This is a genomic window from Pseudonocardia sp. WMMC193 (assembly GCF_021728735.1).
GTDB classification, from domain to species: domain Bacteria; phylum Actinomycetota; class Actinomycetes; order Mycobacteriales; family Pseudonocardiaceae; genus Pseudonocardia; species Pseudonocardia oroxyli.
This window is the reverse complement of sequence record NZ_JAKKDO010000003.1, coordinates 4,594,348-4,616,556: the sequence shown is the minus strand read 5'-3', so window position 1 is coordinate 4,616,556 and position 22,209 is coordinate 4,594,348. Positions and strand designations below refer to the sequence as shown.

The 22,209-nt window shown below is 74.0% G+C and carries 19 protein-coding genes; 7 read left to right on the top strand and 12 right to left on the bottom strand.

Annotation, left to right across the window (positions count from 1 at the left end):
- Window positions 1-553 precede the first annotated feature (553 nt).
- A complete protein-coding gene (locus L3X23_RS36290) occupies window positions 554-1,279 on the top strand; it encodes a DUF433 domain-containing protein (RefSeq protein ID WP_237194675.1) in 726 nt (241 codons plus the stop codon).
- Window positions 1,254-1,577, top strand: a complete 324-nt coding sequence (locus L3X23_RS23870; RefSeq protein WP_237194673.1) for a hypothetical protein — start codon at window positions 1,254-1,256, stop codon at window positions 1,575-1,577. Before L3X23_RS36290 ends, L3X23_RS23870 begins: the two co-directional genes overlap by 26 nt.
- A 65-nt stretch (window positions 1,578-1,642) precedes the next feature.
- Here L3X23_RS23870 and L3X23_RS23865 read toward each other — a convergent pair whose 3' ends face one another.
- The 3 genes from L3X23_RS23865 to L3X23_RS23855 form a co-directional block, all read right to left on the bottom strand.
- Window positions 1,643-1,867 (bottom strand): helix-turn-helix transcriptional regulator, encoded by a 225-nt coding sequence (locus tag L3X23_RS23865; RefSeq protein WP_237194671.1) that lies wholly within the window; start codon window positions 1,865-1,867, stop codon window positions 1,643-1,645.
- Complete coding sequence (locus tag L3X23_RS23860) at window positions 1,867-2,331, bottom strand: DUF2975 domain-containing protein (RefSeq protein ID WP_237194668.1); 465 nt, start codon at window positions 2,329-2,331, stop codon at window positions 1,867-1,869. Before L3X23_RS23860 ends, L3X23_RS23865 begins: the two co-directional genes overlap by 1 nt.
- Window positions 2,332-2,420: 89 nt before the next feature.
- Entirely contained in the window at window positions 2,421-3,026 is a 606-nt protein-coding gene (locus tag L3X23_RS23855) for a F0F1 ATP synthase subunit B (RefSeq protein ID WP_093081206.1), read from the bottom strand.
- A gap of 77 nt (window positions 3,027-3,103) precedes the next feature.
- On the opposite strand from L3X23_RS23855, the gene L3X23_RS23850 reads away from it, so the two are divergent.
- On the top strand, window positions 3,104-4,213 hold the full coding sequence (locus tag L3X23_RS23850) for a pyridoxal-phosphate dependent enzyme (protein WP_237194666.1): 1,110 nt from the start codon (window positions 3,104-3,106) through the stop codon (window positions 4,211-4,213).
- Window positions 4,214-4,349: 136 nt separating this feature from the next.
- Here L3X23_RS23850 and L3X23_RS23845 read toward each other — a convergent pair whose 3' ends face one another.
- The 4 genes from L3X23_RS23845 to L3X23_RS23830 all read right to left on the bottom strand — a co-directional run bounded on the left by L3X23_RS23845 (window position 4,350) and on the right by L3X23_RS23830 (window position 9,179).
- Window positions 4,350-4,793, bottom strand: coding sequence for a YdeI/OmpD-associated family protein (locus tag L3X23_RS23845; RefSeq protein ID WP_237194663.1), 444 nt, complete (start codon window positions 4,791-4,793; stop codon window positions 4,350-4,352).
- On the bottom strand, window positions 4,790-6,205 hold the full coding sequence (locus L3X23_RS23840) for an amidase (RefSeq protein WP_237194662.1): 1,416 nt from the start codon (window positions 6,203-6,205) through the stop codon (window positions 4,790-4,792). Before L3X23_RS23840 ends, L3X23_RS23845 begins: the two co-directional genes overlap by 4 nt.
- 40 nt (window positions 6,206-6,245) lie before the next feature.
- Window positions 6,246-7,490 carry a M18 family aminopeptidase gene (locus tag L3X23_RS23835; protein ID WP_237194661.1) on the bottom strand — a complete coding sequence of 415 codons (1,245 nt, stop codon included), beginning with the start codon at window positions 7,488-7,490 and terminating at the stop codon, window positions 6,246-6,248.
- Between the two features lie 195 nt (window positions 7,491-7,685).
- Window positions 7,686-9,179, bottom strand: coding sequence for a class I adenylate-forming enzyme family protein (locus L3X23_RS23830; protein ID WP_237194660.1), 1,494 nt, complete (start codon window positions 9,177-9,179; stop codon window positions 7,686-7,688).
- Window positions 9,180-9,425: 246 nt separating this feature from the next.
- On the opposite strand from L3X23_RS23830, the gene L3X23_RS23825 reads away from it, so the two are divergent.
- Entirely contained in the window at window positions 9,426-10,277 is an 852-nt protein-coding gene (locus L3X23_RS23825) for an aldo/keto reductase (RefSeq protein ID WP_237194659.1), read from the top strand.
- Between the two features lie 33 nt (window positions 10,278-10,310).
- Entirely contained in the window at window positions 10,311-11,732 is a 1,422-nt protein-coding gene (mftG, locus tag L3X23_RS23820; protein ID WP_237194658.1) for a mycofactocin system GMC family oxidoreductase MftG, read from the top strand.
- 42 nt (window positions 11,733-11,774) lie between these two features.
- Here mftG and L3X23_RS23815 read toward each other — a convergent pair whose 3' ends face one another.
- Entirely contained in the window at window positions 11,775-14,945 is a 3,171-nt protein-coding gene (locus L3X23_RS23815; protein ID WP_237194657.1) for a carboxyl transferase domain-containing protein, read from the bottom strand.
- Window positions 14,946-15,074: 129 nt separating this feature from the next.
- A complete protein-coding gene (locus tag L3X23_RS23810) occupies window positions 15,075-17,120 on the bottom strand; it encodes a serine/threonine-protein kinase (protein ID WP_237194656.1) in 2,046 nt (681 codons plus the stop codon).
- 77 nt (window positions 17,121-17,197) lie between these two features.
- On the opposite strand from L3X23_RS23810, the gene L3X23_RS23805 reads away from it, so the two are divergent.
- Window positions 17,198-19,186 (top strand): M3 family metallopeptidase, encoded by a 1,989-nt coding sequence (locus L3X23_RS23805; RefSeq protein ID WP_237194654.1) that lies wholly within the window; start codon window positions 17,198-17,200, stop codon window positions 19,184-19,186.
- 54 nt (window positions 19,187-19,240) lie between these two features.
- Here the strand turns inward: L3X23_RS23805 and L3X23_RS23800 are convergent, their stop codons facing one another.
- Genes L3X23_RS23800 through L3X23_RS23790 form a run of 3 tightly spaced genes read right to left on the bottom strand, consistent with a single transcriptional unit; the run spans window position 19,241 to window position 21,370 of the window.
- On the bottom strand, window positions 19,241-20,014 hold the full coding sequence (locus tag L3X23_RS23800; RefSeq protein WP_237194652.1) for an LLM class flavin-dependent oxidoreductase: 774 nt from the start codon (window positions 20,012-20,014) through the stop codon (window positions 19,241-19,243).
- 37 nt (window positions 20,015-20,051) lie between these two features.
- Window positions 20,052-20,828, bottom strand: a complete 777-nt coding sequence (locus L3X23_RS23795) for an LLM class F420-dependent oxidoreductase (protein WP_237194650.1) — start codon at window positions 20,826-20,828, stop codon at window positions 20,052-20,054.
- A 2-nt stretch (window positions 20,829-20,830) separates the two neighbouring features.
- Window positions 20,831-21,370: a TetR/AcrR family transcriptional regulator gene (locus tag L3X23_RS23790; RefSeq protein ID WP_176921612.1), complete on the bottom strand. Its 540-nt coding sequence runs from the start codon at window positions 21,368-21,370 to the stop codon at window positions 20,831-20,833.
- A 64-nt stretch (window positions 21,371-21,434) separates the two neighbouring features.
- On the opposite strand from L3X23_RS23790, the gene L3X23_RS23785 reads away from it, so the two are divergent.
- Window positions 21,435-22,178: an alpha/beta hydrolase gene (locus L3X23_RS23785; RefSeq protein WP_237194648.1), complete on the top strand. Its 744-nt coding sequence runs from the start codon at window positions 21,435-21,437 to the stop codon at window positions 22,176-22,178.
- Window positions 22,179-22,209 lie beyond the last annotated feature (31 nt).

Sequence of the window (22,209 nt, the reverse complement as noted above, 5' to 3'; positions counted from 1 at the left end):
TATCGCCGCTGAGGGAAGGTTCTGGGCTTGAGATCAACGCCCTCGCCGGGCGGGCAGATCAACAGGATGGCGGCCCGCGCCGTCCCGACGACCTCCCCGAGGGCTACCACCCGTCCGCTCGTGGGCGGAGCTGCCGTAGGTCGGCCGGCGGCGGGGTCGAGGGCCGCCCACGAGCGGACGGGCGGTCGGGCTGCGCCAGGTCGACGGGACGGCGCTCGGAGGGCAGTGTGAGGGCGTGGCGGGGCCACGCCAGCAGACAGCAACTGACAGCAACCCGTGCCGCAACCCGGTCCGCTCAGGCGGTCCGAGCCCGTACCCCGATGAACGGCTGAGCAGCCGAAACCCAGCGTGACCAGCGGCTCAGCACACCTTGAAAGCGAGAGCCCTTAACAGGGTCGGGGGTTCGAATCCCTCCGCTTCCGCCAGGCCGGGCGGACGGGTGAGGCGTCGGAGCCGGGTGGCCTCAGCGCCACGACAGCAACGACTGCAGCAGCGCGCCTGCAGCTGATCCAATCCGGGGGTCGGCGGGGCCTCGTCGTGCCAGACTGCCGGCGTGACCGCAGCCGTCGAAGCAGATCGTCGCTTCGCAGTCCCGCTGTACTCCGTGACCGATGCGGCGCGACACATCAACGTCTCGAGGAGCACCTTCACCACATGGGCTCGTGGGTACGAGCACCGGCCCGTCGGGCGGGCACCCGTGACCGGTGCGCCTGTCATCACGTCGATCCCGCGCGACGACAGCGGGCCGACGATCCCGTTCATCGGACTCGCGGAAGGCTACGTCCTCTCCGCGTTCCGCAAGGCCGGCGTCCCCCTCCAACGCATTCGCCCCGCCCTCGAGCGGCTCCAGGAGCAGCTCGGGATGGACCACGTCCTCGCGTCGCGATCGCTGTACACCGACGGTGCGGAGGTGCTCTACGACTACGCGGAGAGCGAGGGGGACACGCCCGAGGCCCGGTCGGCCCGGAGCCTGGTCGTGGCGCGCAACGACCAACTCGTGTTCCGCGAGGTCGTCGACTCCTACCTCCGCAGGATCGATTTCGCCGACGACAGGTACGCCCGCGTGATCCATCTGCCTCAGTACGGCTCCGCCGACGTGGTCGTCGATCCAGAGCGGTCCTACGGGATCCCCATCTTCGCCAAGGGCGCCGTACGCGTGGAGATCGTCCTCCGCAGGTTCAAGGCGGGTGAGTCGTTGGCAGACCTCAGCGCAGACTTCGGAGTGCCGGAAGACCAACTCGTCGACGCCCTCCGTGTCCACACCGCAACCGCCGCCTGAGGGCTTTCCGCGGTTCTTCCTCGACCGCAGCGTCGGCAGGAAGATCGTGCCCGCCGGTTTGCGTCGGGCAGGCATCGAACTCGTGACGGTCGCCGAGCGATACGGGATAGCCGAGGACGAGCAGGTGATCGACGTCCAGTGGAGGCGGGACGCCGCGGCGCATGGTGAAGCCGAGGTGGTCGCGCGCTTCGTCTCGAACCTGCCTGCGATCGAACGGGCCTGCCGGCGGGACGGCCCCTTCGTCTACCGCATACACCCGGACCGAATCGAACGCCGGGCTCTGCGTTCGGGCTCCTAGTGGTCAACCCGGCGCCCGCGCCGGCGACTCTCGTGCCTGAGCGTGCACATCGCCGGCAGCGAGGCTCACACGTGGACCTCCGCCTCGTCCGGGACCCAGCGCAGCACCTCGCCGGGTTGGCAGTCCAGGACGCGGCAGACGGCGTCGAGGGTGGAGAAGCGCACTGCCTTGGCGCGGCCGTTCTTGAGCACCGCGACGTTGGCCGGGGTGATCCCGACGGCGTCGGCGAACTCGGCGACGGACATGCGGCGCCGGGCGAGCAGGACGTCGATGTCGACGACGATCGCCACTAGACCACCGCCTCGAGCTCGCGGCGCAGCCCGGTCGCGGTGCGGAGCAGCCCCAGCATCACGGTCATGAGCAGCGCGAACGCCACACCCAGCAGGCCGATCCCGCCGCCGACGAGGATCAGGCCGGGCGCGTCGTCCAGCTCGCCGACGAGCGCGGCCATCCCGGCCACGAGCAGGGCGGCGAGCAGACCCGAGGCCGCGATCACCCACACCCACCGGTCCGCGGACTCGTCGAAGATGACCTCCCACTCCACCCGGGTCAGGAGCACCCACAGCGCGACGAGCCCCAGCTCCAGGCAGAGCAGGGCGAGCACGGGAGCCACCATGAAGACCACGTCGAGCCCGTCGACCGGCCGGGTGAGCTGGGTCAGCGGCACGACGACGAGAAGCACCTGGGCGGCCAGCGCGGCGAGGCCCAGGGCGACGAGCACCACGCGCAACGCGCGGATCACGACGGGAGTCATGTATCGACTGTCGAGCGATACCTATCGAAAGTCAATAGACAGCGGGCACGAAAAAGCCCGCACCGTGCGGTGCGGGCTGGTTCGCGGGCTCAGTTGCGGCGGGCGCCGTCGAGCTCGGCCAGGTAGCCCTGGACCGACGAGCCGGAGGTGGCGGAGAGCGAGCTGCCCAGGACCTTCTCGGCCAGCTGGGTGGAGAGGGTCCCGACGTCCCCGCGCAGGCTTTGCTCGGCGGCGGCACGCTGCGCGGCGATCTGCTCGGCGGCGGCGGCACGGATGCTCGCGGCGTCCTGCTCGGCGGCCGCACGGAGCTCGGCACGCACCTCGGCGCCCTCGGCGCGGGCCGCGTCCCGGATCGAGGCGGCCTCGGCGCGGGCCTCGGCGACCTGGGACTGGTACTGCTCGGTGAGCCGCGCGGCCTCGGCCCGGGCCTCCTCGGCGCGGGCGAGCCCACCCTCGATCCGGTCGGCGCGCTCGGCGTAGATCTGCTCGAACTTCGGCAGGATCATGCGGGAGAGCAGGACGAACACGGCCGCGAAAGCGACGAGTCCGACGATGATCTCGGTCAGGTCGGCGCCCAGCGGCGCCTCGATCCCGGTGAAGACGTAGAGCAGGTAGGCGAGCAGGACAGCCCCGATCACCACTGCGACGAGGGCTGCACCCTTCGCGTTCTTGCCACCGGACCCGTGCTCGGCCATCGAACCCTCCTTCTCTCCGCTGTAGAAGATATGTGGTCGGGTGTCCGTTGCGCCACCGACCCCGGCACGATGGTCTCGTGCTGACCGACCGGACGGGCCATCGCTACCCGCTGGACACCCCGCGGTGGCGTGGCGAGGACGGTTCGCCGCTGGCCGTGGAGCCGGGGCCCGGCCTCACCCGCGAGCAGGTCGACACGAGCGTCCGGTCCCAGTGGCGCTACGCCGCGGCGCTGCCGCTCGCGGTCCCCCCGGTGTCCCTGGGTGAGGGCTGCACACCGCTGCTGACCAGGGAGTTCGACGGCCTGCCGGTCCACCTCAAACCGGAGTGGTTCAACCCCACGGGCAGCTTCAAGGACCGCGGCAGCACGATCATGGTCTCGGTGCTCAAGGCCCAGGGCGTCGACGCGATCCTGGAGGACTCCAGCGGCAACGGCGGCTCGTCGGTGGCCGCCTACGCCGCCGCGGCGGGGATCACAGCGACGATCCTCGCCCCGGCGTCGACCTCCCCGGCCAAGATCCAGCAGAGCCGCGCGCACGGCGCGACCGTCGAGCTGGTGCCGGGCGACCGGCAGGCCACCGCGGACGAGGCCGTCCGGCGCGCCGCGACGACCCGCTACGCCAGCCACAACTGGCACCCCTTCTTCCTCCAGGGCACCAAGCTGCTGGCCTACGAGATCTGGGAGGACCTCGGGTTCACCGCGCCGGACGCCGTGCTCCTCCCGTGCGGCGCGGGCAGCCTGGTCCTCGGCTGCCGCACGGGTTTCGACGAGCTGGTCGCCGCCGGGGCGATCCCGCGCGCGCCGCGGCTGCTCGTCGCCCAGCCCGAACACTGCGCCCCGCTCGTCCGGGAGTTCCACGCGCAGCCGCACCGCGACCCGCTGCCCACGATCGCCGAGGGCACGGCGATCGCCCGCCCCGTCCGGGCGGCCGAGGTGCTCGACGCCGTGCGCGCGACGGGCGGGGACATGGTCGCCGTGCCGGAGGGGGCGATCGGCCCCGCCACCCTCGAGCTCGCCCGCACCGGCCTCTACGCCGAGCCGACCAGCGCACAGGTGCTCCCCGCGCTCCGGGCCTTCCGGCGTCGCGGCTCGCTGCGGGAGGACGACCGGGTGGTCGCGGTCCTGACCGGCTCGGCCCTCAAGGCGGCCGACGCGGTCGCGGCGCTGATGGTGCAGGACGTCCCGTAGGTGCGGTCGTCTCCACAATCCTGAGTACGCAGTTCTGCCACCTGGTGCCGGCTCCAGGTGGGGGTCATGCTGGTGCGGCTCAAGGACCTACGCGTCGGGGGGAGCCGACGCGTGCCCTCGGTCCCCGGCGCCCTCCTCAGGGCGCCGGGGGTCGAATCGCGTCGAGCACCCTGCCGATCCGGCGCTGGCGGGTCGTCTCCGTCTTGGCGTCCACGACCGCCCGGACGTGCTCCTTGCGGTGGCTGAAGGCCAGGGCGTCGAACCGTTCGCGCAGACCCTCGGCCGCCAGCACGGCCGCGAGGTCGCTCGGGACCTCGACGGTCCGCGGCGCGGTGTCCAGGGCGATGTCGACCTCCACCTCGTCCCCGGCGGCCACCCCCGCCGCCGCGCGGTGCTCGGCGCTGAGCGGCACCAGTGCGCGGCCGCCCATGACGCCGACCGTGGTCCGGTAGGTGTGGTCGCCGATCGTCACGGTCACCGCGGGGCGCTTCGCGGACCCGAGCTCCGCCAGCACGGCGGCCGGGATCTCGAGGCCGGTGGCGGTCTTGCCCCCGAGCTCGACGGTCGTCCGGAATCTCATGGCGCGAGTATGGGCCTGCGCTCCCCGAATCGGGTCGCCTGCTCGAAGCCGTAGGCCGCCTGGAGCAGCGCGAGCTCGCCGCGGTGTCGTCCGACGAGCTGCAGGCCGATCGGCAGCCCGTCCGGGGTGAACCCCGCGGGCACCGACAGCGCCGGGTGCCCGAACGCCGAGATCAGGTACGCCGAGCGCATCCAGTCGATGTAGGACCCCTGCGCGACGCCGGCGATCTCCGTCGGGTACTCCATCTCGACGGGGAACGGGGGGACCTGCGACACCGGCAGCGCGAGCAGGTCGTAGGTCTCGAAGAACACGCGCATGCGCTGGTAGAGAGCGGAGTGCAGGATCTCGGCGCGGGCCACGTCACCCCCGGACAGCCGCCGTCCCTCCTCGATGTTGCCGACCAGCGTGGCCTTCATCCGGTCCCGGTGCCGGGTGAGCAGCGAGCCCATCGACAGGGCGAAGTACCAGGCGCGCAGGGTACGGAAGACCTCGTCGGCACCCCGCAGATCGGGGTCCGCCCGCTCGACGACGGCGCCCAGCTCGGTGAACGTGTGGACCTGTCGTTCGAGGACGGCGGTGACCGCGGCGTCGACGGGGATCGTGCCGCCGAGGTCGGGGGACCAGGCCACCCGCAGGCCGCGCAGGTCGCGCTCCAGGGGGACGTCGAACAGCGTGCCCGGGGCGTCGATCGCGATGGGGCTGCGCGGGTCCGGCCCCGCCATGACCGACAGCAGCAACGCGACGTCGGAGACGGTGCGCGCCATGGGACCGCGCACGCTCATCGTGGAGTAGGCGGCCTCGTCCGGCCAGTTCGGTACCCGCCCCGGGGCGGGCCGCAGGCCCACGACGTTGCAGAACGACGCGGGGTTGCGCAGCGACCCGCCCATGTCGCTGCCGTCGGCCAGCGGGTGCATGCCGGTCGCCAGCGCTGCGGCGGCGCCCCCCGAGCTGCCCCCGGCGCTGCGGTCGGGCGCGTAGGGGTTGCGGGTCACGCCGAAGACGGGGTTGAACGTGTGCGACCCGGCAGCGAACTCGGGCACGTTCGTCTTCCCCAGCGTGATCGCCCCGGCGCGCTTGAGCCGCTCGATCACCAGCTCGTCGGTGTCCGGGACGTGGTCGGCCAGGATCGGCGAGCCCTTCGTGGTCCGGATGCCCGCCGTGGCGTGGGTGTCCTTGTGCGCGATGGGGATCCCGTGCAGCGGCGGGAGGTCCTCGCCCGCGGCGAACCGGGCGTCGGCGGCCGCCGCCTCGGCCAGCGCCCGCTCGGCGGTCAGCGTGACGACGGCGTTGACCCGCGGATTGGCCGCCTCGATCCGGTCGAGGTGGGCCCGGGTCAGCTCGCGCGCCGAGATCTCCCCCGCGCGCAGGGCGGCGGCCATCTCGCGGGCGGTCGCGAAGCAGACGTCGTCCATGGATTGGACCGTATCGCCCATGCGGGCCCGATCGTCGCCGTCAGGTCGGGTCGGCGAGGAACGCCCTCCCCGCCGCGGCGAGGTGCGCCGGGTCGTCCACCCCGCACAGCTCGCGGGCGGAGTGCATCGACAACACGGGGATCCCGACGTCCACGGTGCGGATCCCCAGCCGGGTGGCCGTGATCGGGCCGACCGTGGTGCCGCAGGGGACGGTGTTCTTCCCCACGAACACCTGCGTGGGGACGCCGGCGGCGCGGCAGGCGCGCTGCCAGGCGGCGGCACCGGGGGCGTCGGTGGCGTAGCGCTGGTTGGCGTTGACCTTGAGGGTGGGCCCGCCGTTGGGGACGCTGCGGTGGTCCGGGTCGTGGCGCTCCAGGTAGTTGGGGTGCGCCGCGTGCGTGACGTCCACGGACAGGCACCGCGACCCCGCGAAGATCCGGTCACGGACGTCGAAACCGCCTGCGAGATGGGTCAGCAGCGTCTCCAGCAGCGGGCCGGCGGCGCCGGTCGCGGAACCGGAGCCGATCTCCTCGTGGTCGAAGCCGACGAACACCGGGGTCGTCCCGTCGGCGTCCGCGCCGGTCAGCGCGTCGAGGCCGGCGTGCACGGAGGCCAGGTTGTCCAGGCGGGGGCAGGCGAGCAGCTCCTGGTCCCGACCCAGCCGGGCGGGCGGGGTGAGGTCGAAGACGACGAGATCGTGGGCGGCCACCTCGCCCGGGTCGACGCCGACCTCGGCCGCGAGGAACTCGACCAGGTCGCCCTCGCGGGCGGCGCCGAGGCCCCAGATCGGGAGCATGTGGCGCTGGGCGTCGAGCTCGAGACCCTGGTTGACCTGGCGGTCCAGGTGGATCGCGAGCTGGGGGACCCGCAGCAGCGGGCGGTCGACGAGGACCGGGACGAGGCTGCCGTCGTAGAGCGCGAGCCTGCCCGCCAGCCCGAGGTCGCGGTCCAGCCAGGAGTTCCACAGCGCGCCGCCGTAGATCTCCACGCCGACCTGGCGCCAGCCGCCCGCCCCGGTGTCCGGGCGCGGCTTGACCTTCAGCGTGGGCGAGTCGGTGTGCGCGGCGAAGATCCGCAGGGGGCTCGGGGCGGCGCCCTGGCGCCAGGCGAGCAGCGTCCCGTCCCGGACCAGGTAGCGCCCGCCCGGGGTGGGGTCGAACTCCGCCGACTCGACCTGCTCGGTGAAGCCCGCGGCCCGCAACCGGCGGACCCCCTCCGCGACCGCGTGGTAGGGCGTCGGCGACGCGGTGACGAAGGCGGCGAGGTCCTGCGCACGGTCGGTCACGTCCGCATCCTCGCATCCGGCGAGGCGCGGCTCGCACGGTGACGCTCGGGACGCCCAAGCACCGCTGAGCGACGCTTGGGACGCCCAAGCAGCATTCGCCCGGCCGGTGACGCTTGGGACGCCCAAGCACCGCTGAGCGACGCTTGGGACGCCCAAGCAGCACCCGGCCCGACGCGTGACACCCGCCCTCCCGGGTCAGGGGAACAGCGTGCGCAGTTCGGGGCGGTTGAGCTTGCCGCTCCCGGTGCGGGGGAGGGCGTCCACGATCTCGATGCGCTTCGGGTTGTGCATGCCCCGCAGGTCGGGGTTGGCGGCGCACCAGGTGGCGATCTGTTCCACGGTGACGCCGTCCTTGTTGGGCACCACCACGGCCGTCACCTGTTCCACCCAGCGCTCGTGGGCCGTCCCGATCACCGCGACCTCGGCGAGGTCGGGGTGGTTCGCGAGGTGCTCCTCCACCATCTGCGGGAACACGTTCTCCCCACCGGAGACGATCATGTCGTCGATCCGGTCGACGTAGTAGAGGTAGCCGTCGGCGTCCTGGGACATGAGGTCGCCGGTGCGGAACCAGCCGTCCTCGGACCACTTCTCGGGCACGTCGATGTTCCAGTAGCCGGGTGTCACGGCGTCTCCCTGCACCCACAGTTCGCCGACGCCGTCGTCCCCCGGTCGCAGGTCCGGGCCCCCGTCGACCGGCACGAGCCGGGTCCGGACGATCTGCTCCAGCGGGGTGCCCATCGAGTCCGGTCGCCGCTGCTGTCCGGGGCCGTAGGTCACGACGAGGCCGTTCTGCTCGGTCTGGCCGTAGATCTCCACGCCCTTGATCCCGGTCCCCGCCTCGAGCCGGTCGATCGCGGCGGTGGGCGTGCGGGAGCCGCCGAACATGCAGATCCGGAAGGAGTCCAGGACCACCGGGGCCTGCACCGTCCGGTTGCCGACGTCGATCATCATCGTGGAGATCAGGCCGCCGAAGGTCGGGCGCAGCCGCTGGGCGAGTTCGAGCCAGCGTGTGACGTCCCAGCGCGGCATGAAGGTGATCTGCCCTCCGAGCAGCAGCAGTGGCAGGCTCGCCAGCTGCAGCCCGCCGACGTGGAACAGCGGCATGCAGTTCAGCACGTGGTCGGCGCCGGTCAGTTCGTAGCGACCGATCGCGCCCTCCGCCTCGGCGACGAGGTTGCGGTGGGTCTGGCGCACCCCCTTCGGGACCCCGGTGGAGCCCGAGGTGTACATGATGCAGGCGTCCTCGCGGTCCAGGCGGGGCACGACCTGCGCGGCGGGCTCGCGGGCCGCCAGGGCGTCGGCGAGCTCGGCGGTCGTGAGCAGGTCGGGGCCCTCGTCCCCCAGCACCGCCGCGACCCGGTCGCGGTCGGTGGGGAGCACCACGAGCACCCGCACCCCCGAGTCCAGCACGGCGTGGCGCAGCGGTGCGTCGGGGAACATGTGGTTGAGCGGGACGCCGACCGCGCCCGCCTGCCAGGTCCCGAGCAGGCCGATCAGGTACTCGAGGCAGTTGGGCAGGAAGAACCCCACCCGCTCGCCCGGCGTCACCCCGGCGTCCCGCAGGTAGGTCGCGAAGCGGGCCCCGCGGTCGGCGTACCCGGCGTAGTCGATCTCGACGTCGTCCAGCCGGAGTGCGACCTCGGCCCGGTGGGCCGCCGCGCTGCGGCGCAGGAGCGTGGCGATGTTCATGGCGGTCCTCCTCAGCCGGACCGCGCGCCACGTGCTCACGCCGTCGTGAGGTGATCAGGGATTCACTACGGGAACCTACCGGGCCGGACCGGGGGCGTCACGCATCGCTTCGGGCGACCCCGGCGCGGGCAGTGCCCCGGCCCCGCGGGGCGAAGCCGCGGCGGCGTGTGGGGCCCGGGAGGTGGAGGCGGGTGTCCGGGGCCCGCGCCATGATGGGTGGGACCGCGTCGACGACCGGAGGTGGAGATGACCACGAGCACGGGCGCCCGCACGGTGGCGCTGCCGTCGGGCGAGCGCATCGCCGCGCTGGGCCAGGGCACCTGGTACCTCGGGGAGGACCCGGCGCGGCGGGCCGCGGAGATCGCCGCGCTGCGCACCGGGCTCGACCTGGGCCTGACCGTCGTCGACACCGCCGAGATGTACGGGCGGGGCGCGTCGGAGGTCCTGGTCGGCGAGGCGATCGCGGGCCGGCGGGACGAGGTGTTCCTCGTGGACAAGGTGCTGCCCGGCCACGCCACCGCGGCGGGCACGGTCCGAGCGTGCCGGGAGAGCCTCGCCCGGCTCGGCACGGACCGGATCGACCTCTACCTGCTGCACTGGCGGGGGTCGGTCCCGCTCGCGGACACCCTGGCGGGGTTCTCCGAGCTGCTCGAGGCGGGGGCGATCCGCTACTGGGGGGTGAGCAACTTCGACGTCGACGACATGACCGAGCTGAGGGACGTGCCGGGCGGGGCCGCCGTGTGTACGGACCAGGTCCTCTACAACCTCACTCGGCGCGGTCCGGAGTACGACCTGGCCCCCTGGCTGCGGCGCCACCGCGTCCCGCTGATGGCCTACTCGCCGGTGGAGCAGGGCCGGCTGCTCCACGAGCCCACCCTCGCCGCGATCGCCCGCCGACACGGCGCGACACCCGCGCAGGTCGCCCTCGCCTGGGTCCTGCGCACGGACGGTGTCATGGCGATCCCGCGCTCGGGCGATCCCGAGCACGTGCGGGAGAACGCCGCCGCCCTGGACCTCCGGCTGACGACCGAGGACCTCGCCGCCCTCGACAGCGCGTTCCCGCCGGCCCGGCGTCCGACCCCACTGGAGATGCTCTGACCCAGGCGGGTCGGGCCGGCATGCTCGACCGCGATGGTCGACGTCGTGGTGGTGGGGGCCGGGTCCGCCGGATGTGCGCTGGCCGGGCGGCTGGCGGCGCGCGGGGATCGCTCGGTGTGCCTGCTCGAGGCGGGGCCCGCGTCCACCCTGCCGGACGTGACCTCGGTGGCGTCCCTGGCCGCGACGGCGCCGGGGCACCCGCTGAACTGGGCGTACTCGGCGGAGCTGGTGCGCGATCGGGTCGTCGCGGTGCCGCGCGGGCGGGTCGTCGGCGGCTCCGGGGCGATCAACGGCGCGTACTTCGTGCGGGCCGTGCCCCAGGACTTCGCGGACTGGGCGGTGCCGGGCTGGGCCGCGGCGGACGTCGCGCCGTTCTACACCGCGCGAGACCTGGACTTCGGCTACGGCGAGGGTCCGTTGCGCCTGCGCAGGCCCGCGGGTGACCTGCTCGCTCCGGTCACCCCGGAGTTCCTGCGGGCGTGCGGAGCGCTCGGCTATCCGGCGGAGCCCGACAAGAACGCGGGCGGCCCCCCGGGCGCGGGCCTGATCCCGAGCAACGCCGCCGACGGCGTCCGGATCAGCACCGCGACGGCCTACCTCCCGCCGCCGTGGGGGGCCGCCCCACGGGCCGGGCTGGACGTGCGGACGGACGTGCGGGCCCTGCGCGTGGTCGTCGAGCGGGGGCGGGCGGTCGGCGTCGAGACGACCGCGGGGATCGTCGCCGCGGGCGAGGTGGTGCTGTGTGCGGGGGCGGTCGGCTCGCCGCACCTGTTGCTGCACAGCGGGATCGGGCCCTCCGAGGTGCTGCGGGCGGCGGGCGTGCCGCAGCGGGCGGAGCTGCCGGTGGGGCAGGGGTGGTCCGATCATCCGAGCGTCTATCTACCCTTCCGGTGGCCGGGCGCGCCACCGCACCCCGACGCCGTCGCCGGACAGGCGGCGCTGCACCTCGACTCCGGCTCGGACCCCGCGGGCGACCTGGAGATCCTGCTGTTCGCCCGGCCCTTCACCACCGACGGTCCCGTCCACCTCATGTGCGCGCTGCAGCGCCCGGAGAGCCGCGGGTCCCTGACGATCACCTCCGCCGATCCGCTCGCGCCGCCGCGGCTGGACTACCGCTACCTGCGCACCGAGGCCGACCGCCGACGGCTGCGCGCCGCCGTCCGGATCGCCGCGGACCTGCTGCGGGTGGCGGGCCTGCACCGCGAGGGGCCGGACGGCGCGACCCTGGGCGTCGACCGCCGCCTCGACGGCTGGATCAAGGAGGTCCTGACGACGTCGGTGCACCTCTGCGGCAGCGCCGCCCTCGGCCGGGTGGTGGACCCCGAGCTGCGCGTCCTGGGCGTCGAGGGCCTGCGGGTCGCGGACACGAGCGTGCTGCCCGTCGTCCCCCGCCGCGGCCCCGCCGCCACCGCGGTCATGGTCGGCGAACGCGCCGCCGCCCTGCTCTCCTCGTGAGCGGCGATGGTCGCCAGGGCGACCATCGCTGCTCACGGGGGCTCAGGGGCGGGTGCCGAAGGCCGGGCGGCCGAGCTGCTCGGGCAGCAGGCGGTAGGCGTCCCGGACCCACTCGCACAGCACGGCCCGGCTCTCCCGCGGGTCGATCAGGTCCTGCACGCCGAACCGCTCGACGGTCCGGAACGGGGACGCCAGCGTCTCCAGCTCCCGCTCGATCCTGGCGATCTCCGCGGCCCGGTCCGCCACGCCCGCCAGCTGCGCCCGGAACGCGGCCTCGACACCGCCCTTCGCCGGCAGCGAGCCCCAGGTCGCCGAGGGCCAGGCCCACGTCCGGTTCGCCCGGTGCCGGTTGACGATCCCGGCGCCGCCGACGCCGAACACCCGCCGCACGATGATCTCGGCCTGCGGGATCCGCGCCTGGTAGACGGCCGCGATGGCCCGCACGCCGAAGCGGATGGTGGCCTTGCGCTCGGCGCCGGAGCCGATCGACGCGCCGCCCTGGTCGGTGAGGCTGACCAGCGGCAGATGGAAGGTCTCGCAGAGATCGACCAGCCGGGTGATCGCCTGCGCGCCCTCCGCGGAGATCGTCACGCCGCGGGTCGGGTCGGTGGCCACCACGCCGACGGGGTGACCGTCGAGCCTGGCCAGCGCGGTGACCGTCGCCCCGCCGTACTCGGCGTAGCGGAAGACCGAGCCCCGGTCGAAGACCGCCTCCAGCAGCGCGTCCACCGCGTAGGGCTCGCGCGGGTTGCGGGGCACCGCGTGCAGCAGGCCCTCGTCCGCGCGGTCCGCCGGGTCCTCGGTCGGCACCACGGGCGGCACCTCGAACACGCTCGACGGCAGGTAGGACAGGAAGCCGCGGATCACCCCGAACGCCTCGGACTCGGTGCGGACGAACCGCTCCACCAGGCCGTTGTCCCGGTGCACCGCCGCGCCGCCGAGCTGTTCCTTCGTCAGGTCTTCGCCCGAGCTGCCCTGCACCACCGGCGGCCCCGCGGTGAACACCTGCCCGATGCCCTCGACCATCAGTGCCAGGTGCGACATGGCAAGGCGGGCGGCGCCGAGCCCCACCGTCGGGCCGAGGCAGGCGGACACGACCGGGACCAGCGACATGTTCTCGACGACCGCGTCCCACCCGGGATTGACCGGCAGGTAGTGGTAGCCGTTGCGCTGCGCGGTGACCACGCTGCCGCCGCCGCTCGCGCCGTCGAGCAGCCGGACCACGGGCAGCCGCATGGCCCCCGCGTACTCCTCGGTGAAGACCTGCTTCTGCCAGATCGCGGCGTCCCCGGAGCTGCCGCGGATGGTGAAGTCGTCCGCGCCGACGACCGCGCGGCGTCCGTCGATCCGCGCCGTGCCGGACACGAAGTTGACCGGGAGCAGCGCGGTGAGCTCGTTGTCCTCGGAGTAGGTCGCGAAGCCGGTGAGCGGGGCGATCTCGGAGAAGGACCCCTTGTCCACCAACGCGTCGATCCGCTCGCGGACGGTCAGCCTGCCCGTCTCGTGCTGGCGGGCGACCTTGGCCGGGCCGCCCATCTCGCGGGCCAGGGCGCGGCGGGTGTGGACCTCCTCGGCCTCCCGGGCCCAGCCCTCGTCCGCGGCGATCTCGGGGGCCGAAGCGACCTCGTCCGCCTCGGCGGGCTCCAGCACCAGCAGCGGCGCCCCCTCCTCGACGACGGCCCCGACCTCGGCGAGCAGGGTGCCCACCGTTCCGGCGGTCTCGGCGCGGACGGTGAACTCCATCTTCATCGCCTCGATGACCAGCAGCCGCTCGCCGCGCCGGATCCGCGCGCCGGGCTCCACGGCGTACTCGAGGAGCACCCCGTCCATCGGCGCGGTGACCCCGTCGGGCGGCGCGGTCGCGACCTCCGGTGCCGGAGAGGTCGCGGGGAACCGTCCGGGGAGCGTGGTGCTCCGCAGCTCGGCGAGGTGTGCCGCCACGAACCCCGTGTCCGCCGGGCCGCCGGTGAAGTCCGGGTGGGTCAGGACCGCGCGCAGGAACGGGATGGTGGTGGCCGGGCCCTCGATCCGGAACTCGGCCAATGCGGCGTCGACCCGCCGGGCCGCCTCCGGGAAGGTGGCGCCGCGCGCGATCACCTTGGCGAGCAGGGAGTCGAAGCGCGGGCTGGTGCGCAGGCCCGCGTAGCCGTAGGTGTCCACGCGGACGTGCGGGCCCGCGGGCGGGTCGAACGCGGTGAGCAGGCCCGCGCGGGGTCGGGGGGTGCCGTCCGCGTCGAGCTCCTCGGTGTTGACCCTGGCCTGGATCGCGAACCCCCGCGGCGCGGGGTCGACCGCAGGCAGCGGACCGCCCTGTGCGAGCCGGATCTGCGTGTCGACGAGGTCGACCCCCGTGACCTCCTCGGTCACGGTGTGCTCGACCTGCAGGCGGGGATTGAGCTCGAGGAACCAGACGTCGTCGCCCTCGACGAGGAACTCGACGGTGCCGAGGCTCTCGTAGCCGACGTGCTCGCCGATCCGGACCGCGTGCTCGTGGAGCCGCCGTCGCACGGCGGGATCGAGGAACGGCGCGGGCGCGATCTCGATCAGCTTCTGGTGGCGGCGCTGGATCGAGCAGTCCCGTTCGCCGAGGTGGTGCACCCGCGTGCCGTCTCCGACGATCTGCACCTCGACGTGCCGGGCCGCCCCGAGCAGTCGCTCGACGTACACCTCGCCGATGTCGGCCTCGGACCGGCAGCGGGCGTACGCCTCCGCCAGGTCGGCGGGGTCGGTGACCTCACGCATGCCGCGTCCGCCGCCGCCGGACAGCCCCTTGACCATCATGGCGCCGTGCTCGGCCAGGAACGCCGCGGCCTCCGCCAGGGAGGTGGGGCCGAGTGTGCCGGGGAGCACCGGGACGCCGGCGTCGGACGCCGCGGCGCGGGCGCGGACCTTGTCCCCGAACAGGTCCAGCAGCTCGGGGCGGGGGCCGACGAAGGTCAGACCCTCCGCCGCGCAGCGCCGCGCGAACGCGGCGTTCTCGCTGAGGAAGCCGTAGCCCGGATGGATGAGGTCGGCGCCCGCGCGCCGCGCCACCTCGACCAGCGCGTCCTGGTCCAGGTACCCGGGGATCTCGTGCGCCTCGTCGGCCAGCGTGACGTGTGGTGTCGCCGCGTCCTCCGCGGCGTACACGGCGACGGTCCGCAGTCCCCGCTCCCGGGCGGCCCGGACGAGCCGGACGGCGATCTCGCCCCGGTTGGCGACGAGCAGGGTCACGAGGCCTCCAGGACGTGCGGCGGGCCTCGGTTGTACCCACGCCCACGAGAACCGGTCAAGCGTTCGTCCAGCACCCCCACCACCCCGTGAGCGGCACTAGTCGCTGGAGCGACTAGTGCCGCTCACGAGTCAGCCGAGGGTCAGGAGTGCGTCCCCGGCGGTGTCGAGGACGTGGATCCGGTCACCTGCGGCGGCGATCTCGGTGGGGGCGCCGCCGACGTTCACCGCGCCGATGACCTGCATGGACGCCGCATCGAGGACGTGCACGACGCCGTGGTCGGTGTCGGCGACGTAGAGGCGGGTGCCGTCGGGGGAGACCGCGAGGCCTGCCAGTCCGGTCTGCAGGGCCGTCGGCCGCGCCTCGGTCGTCGCCGCGTCGAGGTCCACCGCCGTGACCGAGCCGGAGAGGCCGGAACTGACGTAGAGGCGGCTCCCGTCGGGGGAGAAGGCGGTGTGGGTCGAGCCCTCGCCCGCGGTGATCGCGCCGGTGGCCCGGCCGGAGCGGGCGTCCAGCAGCGAGACCACGGAGGCGCCGTCGGCGAAGGCGAGGGTGTCCCCGTCCGGGGACAGCGACAGGGTGGCGTTGCCCCGACCGAGCGGGTACGGGCCGCCGATCACCGCGTCCCTGGTGGTGTCCACGGTGACGACCGAGCTCAGGCCGCCCGGCCCCAGCTGGACGACGTGGGCGAGGCCGGTCCTCCGTTCGAGGACCATGTTCGTGGGCACGCGGTCGATCGGGGCGCCCGCGATCACCTTGCCCTCGCGTTCGATGAGGTCCAGGCCGCACACGCCGCCGCCGGGGGCGCAGCGGGGCACCCACATCTGCCCGAGGTCGTCCACACCGACGCCCCCGCCCGCTTCGGAGACCGTGTACGGCGGGCTCGCCGTCCCGCTGGGCAGGTCGACGATCACGAGCTGGTCGGTGTAGCGCTGCGGCACGGTGACCACGTACGCCTCGGTGCCGTCGACGACGAGCGAGCGCGGGTCGCCGCCGAGCGCCACGCGCGACAGCAGCCGCGGCAGGGTTGGCTCCGGGGCGGCGGTGGGCGGCCCGATCGTGGGGACGGCGATCGGCTCCGCACCGCCTGTCGAGGCCCAGGGCCGGGCCACGAGCAGGGTCGTGGCCAGGCCCGCGACCAGGAGGAGGGCGAGTCCGGCGAACCAGGGGAGCCGAGAGTGCCGCGGCCGGGTGGCGACCGGCGGGTTCGAGCCGCCGTGGGGGACGACGCCGGGGAAACCGGGGGGCCCCGCCCCGCCGCCCCACGGCGGTCCGGGCGGGCGCACTCCGGCGAGCGGGACGACCGTGTCCGGTCCGCCGCGCAGAGTCCGGTCCGGTCGCCGCAGCCCCACCTCGGTGTGCGGGACGTGCCCCCGCAGCGCCTGCGCCGCGAGCCGGGCGAACGCCCCGGCCGACGGCGGGCGGTCCGCCGGGTCCTTCGCCATCCCGGCCGCGACCACGGCGTCGAACGGGCGCAGCCGCGGGTTCGCCGCGCTCGGCCGCGGGACGGGGGCGTGGACGTGGGCGGCGAGGACCGCCGCCGCCGTGGTGGCGGTGTAGGGCCGCTCGCCGGTGAGGCACTCGTGCAGCACGCAGGCGAGGGAGTAGACGTCCGAGCGGTGATCCTCACCGGCGCCGAGGATGCGTTCCGGGGCGAGATACCCCACCGTGCCCACCACGCCGTTCGCCGTGGTCAAGACGGTGTCCGAGGCCAGTGACCGGACGATGCCGAAGTCCACGAGGTACACGAAGTCACCCTCGGTGAGCAGCGCGTTCGAGGGCTTGACGTCCCGGTGCACGAGCCCGGCGGCGTGCGCCGCGTCGAGGGCGGCGGCGAGCTGCTCCACGACCCGGACGGCGGCCGCGGGCGCCAGGGGGCCGTGGCGCAGCCGGGCCGCGAGGTCCTCGCCCTGCACGAACCGCATGTCCAGGAACAGCCGGCCGTCGATCTCGCCGTAGTCGTGGATGGGGATCACGGTGGGGGCGTGGAGCCGCGCGGCGAGCTCGCACTCGCGGCGGAAGCGGGCCTCGAACTCGGCGTTGCCGGACTGCTCGGGGCCGAGCCGCTTCAGCGCGACGACGCGCTTGCGGCGGGTGTCGTAGGCGCGCCAGACCTCGCCCATGCCCCCGCGTCCGACCAGCTCGTCCAGCCGGTACGGCCCGAAGTCTTCCGTCACCCGATGTCCCTTTCGTGCCGTTCGGCGACGCTAGCGGATCACGGCGGACCCGGGATCGGTAGAGCTACGGTGAAGCCGTGACGAACCCGTTCCTCGTGCCGAGCGTGCTCCCGTACGGCCTCCCCGACTTCGCCGCGATCCGCGACGAGCACTACCTGCCGGCGTTCGAGGCGGGAATGGCCGAGCAGCGCGCCGAGATCGAGGCGATCGTCGCGGCGGGTGAGCCCACCTTCGCGAACACGATCGAGGCGCTCGAGCGCTCCGGGCGGATCCTCGACCGGGTGTCGCGGGTGTTCTTCACCCGCGCGGGCGCGGACACCACGCCGCGGATCGAGGAGGTGCGGTCGGTCGTCGCGCCGCTGCTGGCCGCGCACGCGGACGACATCGCGCTGGACCCGCGGCTGTTCGCGCGGATCCGTGCGGTGCAGGACGAGGCGCTCGACCCCGAGTCGGCGCGGCTGGCGCAGCGCTACCTCACCGACGCCGTCCGAGCGGGCGCCGAGCTCGGCGACGCGGAGAAGGAGCGGCTCAAGGCGCTGAACGCCCAGCTGTCCCGCCTCTCGACCACGTTCTCGGCCCGGCTGCTCGCGGGCGCGAACGCGGCGGCGGTGCACGTCCACGACGTGGCGAAGCTCGACGGGATGTCGCCCGGCGCGATCTCCGCCGCCGCGGCGGCGGCGACCTCCCGCGGGCACGAGGGCGGGTTCCTGCTGACCCTGGTGCTCCCGACCGGGCAGCCCGTCCTGGAGTCGCTCACCGACCGCGAGCTGCGACGACAGGTGTTCGAGGCCTCGATCCACCGCGGCCTGGGTGGGGAGCACGACACGCGAGACGTCGTCCTCGAGATCACCGCCCTGCGCGCCGAGCGGGCCCGGCTGCTCGGCTACCCGACCCACGCCGACTACGTCATCGAGGACGCGACGGCGGGCACGGTGGACGCCGTCGCCTCGATGCTCGCCGACCTCGCCCCGCCCGCGATGCGCAACGCCGACTCCGAGGCGAACGAGATCGGCGCGCTCGAGCCGTGGGACTGGACGTTCGCCGCGGAGCAGGTCCGCCGCGAGCGCTTCGAGGTCGACGCCGCCCTGCTGCGGCCCTACCTGGAGCTGGAGTCGGTGCTGCAGCACGGGGTGTTCCACGCGGCCGAGCAGCTCTACGGCATCCAGCTGCACCCGCGCCACGATCTCGTCGGCTACCACCCGGACGTCCGCTTCTGGGAGGTGTTCGACGTCGACGGCACGCCGCTGGGCCTGTTCGGCGGCGACTACTACGCGCGGGAGTCCAAGCGCGGCGGGGCGTGGATGAACGCGCTGGTGGGGCAGTCGTTCCTGCTCGACGAGAAGCCCGTCGTGATGAACACGCTCAACATCACCAAGCCCGCCGAGGGCGAGCCCACGCTGCTCACGATCGACGAGGTCCGCACCCTGTTCCACGAGTTCGGGCACGCGCTGCACGGGCTGTTCTCCGCCGTCCGCTACCCGACGTTCTCGGGCACGTCCGTGCCGCGGGACTTCGTCGAGTTCCCGTCGCAGGTCAACGAGATGTGGCTGGCGCGCCCGGAGATCCTGGCCCGGTACGCGCGCCACCATCTCACCGGGGAGCCCCTCCCGGCCGAGCTGCTGGAGAAGCTGCTGGCCAGCCGCACGTTCGGCGAGGGCTACCGGACCACCGAGTACCTGGCCGCGGCGCTGCTGGACCAGGCGTGGCACACGATCACGGTCGACGACACGGTGACGGACGTCGAGGCCTTCGAGGCCGAGGCCCTGCGCAAGGCCGGGATCGCCCACCCGCTGATCCCGCCGCGCTACCGCAGCACCTACTTCAACCACGTCTTCGCGGGCGGCTACTCGGCGGGCTACTACTCCTACATCTGGTCCGAGGTGCTGGACGCCGACACCGTGGCCTGGTTCGCCGAGAACGGCGGCCTGCGCCGCGAGAACGGCGACCACTTCCGCCGCACCCTGCTCTCCCGCGGCGGTGCGGTCGACGCCATGGACGCCTACCGCGCCTTCCGGGGCCGCGACCCGCAGATCCGCAACCTCCTCGAACGCCGCAACCTCACCTGATCCGCGCCTCCGGCGCCTGTGAGTGGTAAGTGGTGCCAGAGCACCACTTACCACTCACGAGCGCCGGAGGCGCAGGGCGTCGAGGAGGGGCTCCGGATCGGGGGTGTGCTCCGGGGCCTGCAGGACGACCGTGTCGGCGCCCGCCTCGGCGTAGCGCTCGACGGCCGCGCGGGCATCGGCCGGGGTGGTCTCCACGAACACGACCACCCGGGTCGCGCCCTCCAGACCCGCCGCCGCACGGGCCGCGTCCGCCGTGTTCCGGGCCGCGCGCACGGCGTCCGGGGTGGCGACGGCGTCGAGCAGCACGCCGTCCGCGATCTCGCCCGCGAGCGCGACCGTCCGGGGGCCGCGGGCGCCGATCAGCAGCGGCGGGACCTCGGGGACCGGGTCGTCGAGCGCGACGTCGGTGAGCCGCACGTACCGGCCCTCGACGGTCAGGCGCTCGCCGTCGAGGAGGCCGCGGACGGCGTCGGTGTACTCGCGCAGCAGCGTCATCGGCGACTCGACCCGCGCCCCGACCTGCCCCATCCACTCCAGCACGCCGTGCCCCAGAGCGGGCACGACGCGGCCGGGGAACAGCCGGGCGAGCGTGGCGATCTCCATGGTCGCGGCCGCGGCGTTGCGCAGCGGCACGGGCAGCAGCCCCACCCCGACGGTCAGCCGCTCGGTCCAGGCCAGGGCGGCGGTGGCGGCCGGGACCGCGCTGTCGAGGAAGCAGTCCTCCCACAGCCACAGCTCGTCGATCCCCGCCTGGTCGGCGGCCTCCGCCACCGCCCGCAGCCGCCCGATCGGCGACTGCGGGCGGAACACCACACCGGTCCTCGTCACGGGACCCACCTCACCGGATCAGGCCGCCGGGCGCACCTCAGATCCGGCCTGCGAAGGCGCGCAGGGTCTCCACGACGTCGTCGAGCGGCTGGATCGCGACCCGGTTCGCCCCGGCCGCGAGGTGCTCGCGCAGCTGGGCGGCGACCGTGTCGACGTCCCCGCGCAGCACGAGGGCGTCGACGACCCGGTCGCTGCCGGGCAGCGCGAGCTCCTCGTCGGTGAAGCCGAGTCGGCGCAGGTTGGCGACGTAGTTGGACAGCCGCAGGTACCGCTGGACCATCGTCCGCGCGGACTCCGCGGAGTTGGCGACCTTGTGCTCGGCCACCAGCAGCGCGTCCGGGCCGAGGATCTCCCGGGCGGTCCGGGTGTGTTCGGGGGTGGTCAGGTAGGGCAGTGCGCCCGCGGAGCGGTCGCGGGCGAGCTCCAGCACGCGGGGTCCGAGCGCGGCGAGCGCGCGGCGCTCCTTCGGCACCCCGGCGTCGTCCAGCGCGTCGAGGTAGTCGACGAGGGCCTGGTAGGGCTTGCGGTAGTCCGCCGTGGCCTCCTTGTGGCCCGCCCCGATACCCAGGATGAACCGCCCCGGGAACGCGCTCTCCAGGCGGTGGAACGACTCCGCGGTCTGCTTCGGGTCGGCCGTCCAGATGTTGACGATGCTGGTGCCGACCGTCAGCCGCTCCGTGGCGGCCAGCAGCGGGTCCACGGCGAGCTCCGCGGCGGGTGACCCGCCGAGCCAGACCGCGTCGTACCCGAGTTTCTCGATCTCCTCCGCGAGGTCGGGGGTGACCGCGGGCTGTCCGAGCCAAACGTCCGTCATGGTCAGGTCAGCGACTCCTCGCCGCGGGCTATTCCGGTGAGGAGCCACCCGAGGCTCGTCGCGAACACGGCGCGGGGCTCGTCGAAGGACGCGAACCCGATGGCGTGGACGATCAGCGTGATCCGCGCGCCGGGGATCGCGGCCGGATCGACCCCCGCCCGCGCCAGCAGGGCGTCCATGTGCGCGCCGAGCGCCTGGGCGTTCGGCCCGCGCGCACCGCGTCGGGCCAGGTAGAGGGGCACGAGGTCGGGCGCGGCGAGGAGTACGTCGTAGGTCGACGTCATCATCCGCGCGACGGCGGCGAGCGGGTCCGCGGCGTCGACCGGCGGGTTCTCGACGGCGCCGAGATGCTCGTCGAGCAGCGCGTCGACCAGCTCGTCCTTGCCGGGGACGTGGCTGTAGAGCGCATTGGGTGCGACGTCCAGGCTGCGGGCCAGCGCGCGCATCGTCAGGCCCCGCAGCCCCGCCTCCGCGAGCAGCTCGCGCGCCGCGCCGAGCACCGCCTCGCGGGTGAGCCCGGCCCGTTCCCCTGGTCCTCGCACTTGTCGAACTGTACACCGTCCAGTTATATTGGACGCCGTACAGTTCAGCTCTCGGAGGTTCACCATGCACACCGCCGCCGGCATCGACTACCTCGCCGTCCCACCCGCGGGGGACCCGGCCACCGCGCCGGTCGTGATCGCGTGGCACCTGCTCAGCCCGCCGTCCACGCCGCGGTCCTTCGCCGACGCCGTCCCGCTCGCGGGGTTCGACGCGTGGCGCATCTATCCCGCGCTGCCGCTGCCGGAGGGCGACGTGAGGCAGCTGGGCTACGCGGACGCGGTGCGGAACCTCCAGTACCCCATCCCGCGCACCGCGGCGCTCGCGTTCCCGGCGATGCTCGACGAGCTGCGCGCCCGGCTGGGCTTCGGGGACGTCCCGGTCGGGCTGGTCGGAGGGTCCGCGGGGGCGGCTGCGATGTTGTCGGCGCTGGTCGGCGGCGCGGACGTCGCGGCCGCGGTCGCCATCAGCCCGGTGGTGCAGCTCAAGGCGGCCACGGACGCGACCGGGCGGGTGTTCGGCGTCGAGTACCCGTGGGACGCGGAGACCCTCGCGATGGCCGCCGAGCTGGACTTCGTGGCGCGGGCCGCGGAGATCACCGCGCCGCTGCGGCTCATCGTCGGCGACCAGGACGACGCCGAGGGGTTCCGGCGGCCCGCCGAGGCCCTGCACGCGGCGCTGCCCGGCTCCGACCTGGTGATCGTCGAGGGGATGGGACACGCGCTCGCGGACGCGCAGCTCGTCCCGGTGCCGCAGGCCCCGCAGGTGGACGCGCTCGCGGTCGACTGGCTGCGTGCCCACCTGACGTGAGCCGGAATCCCGCGGCCGGTCCCACCGGTTG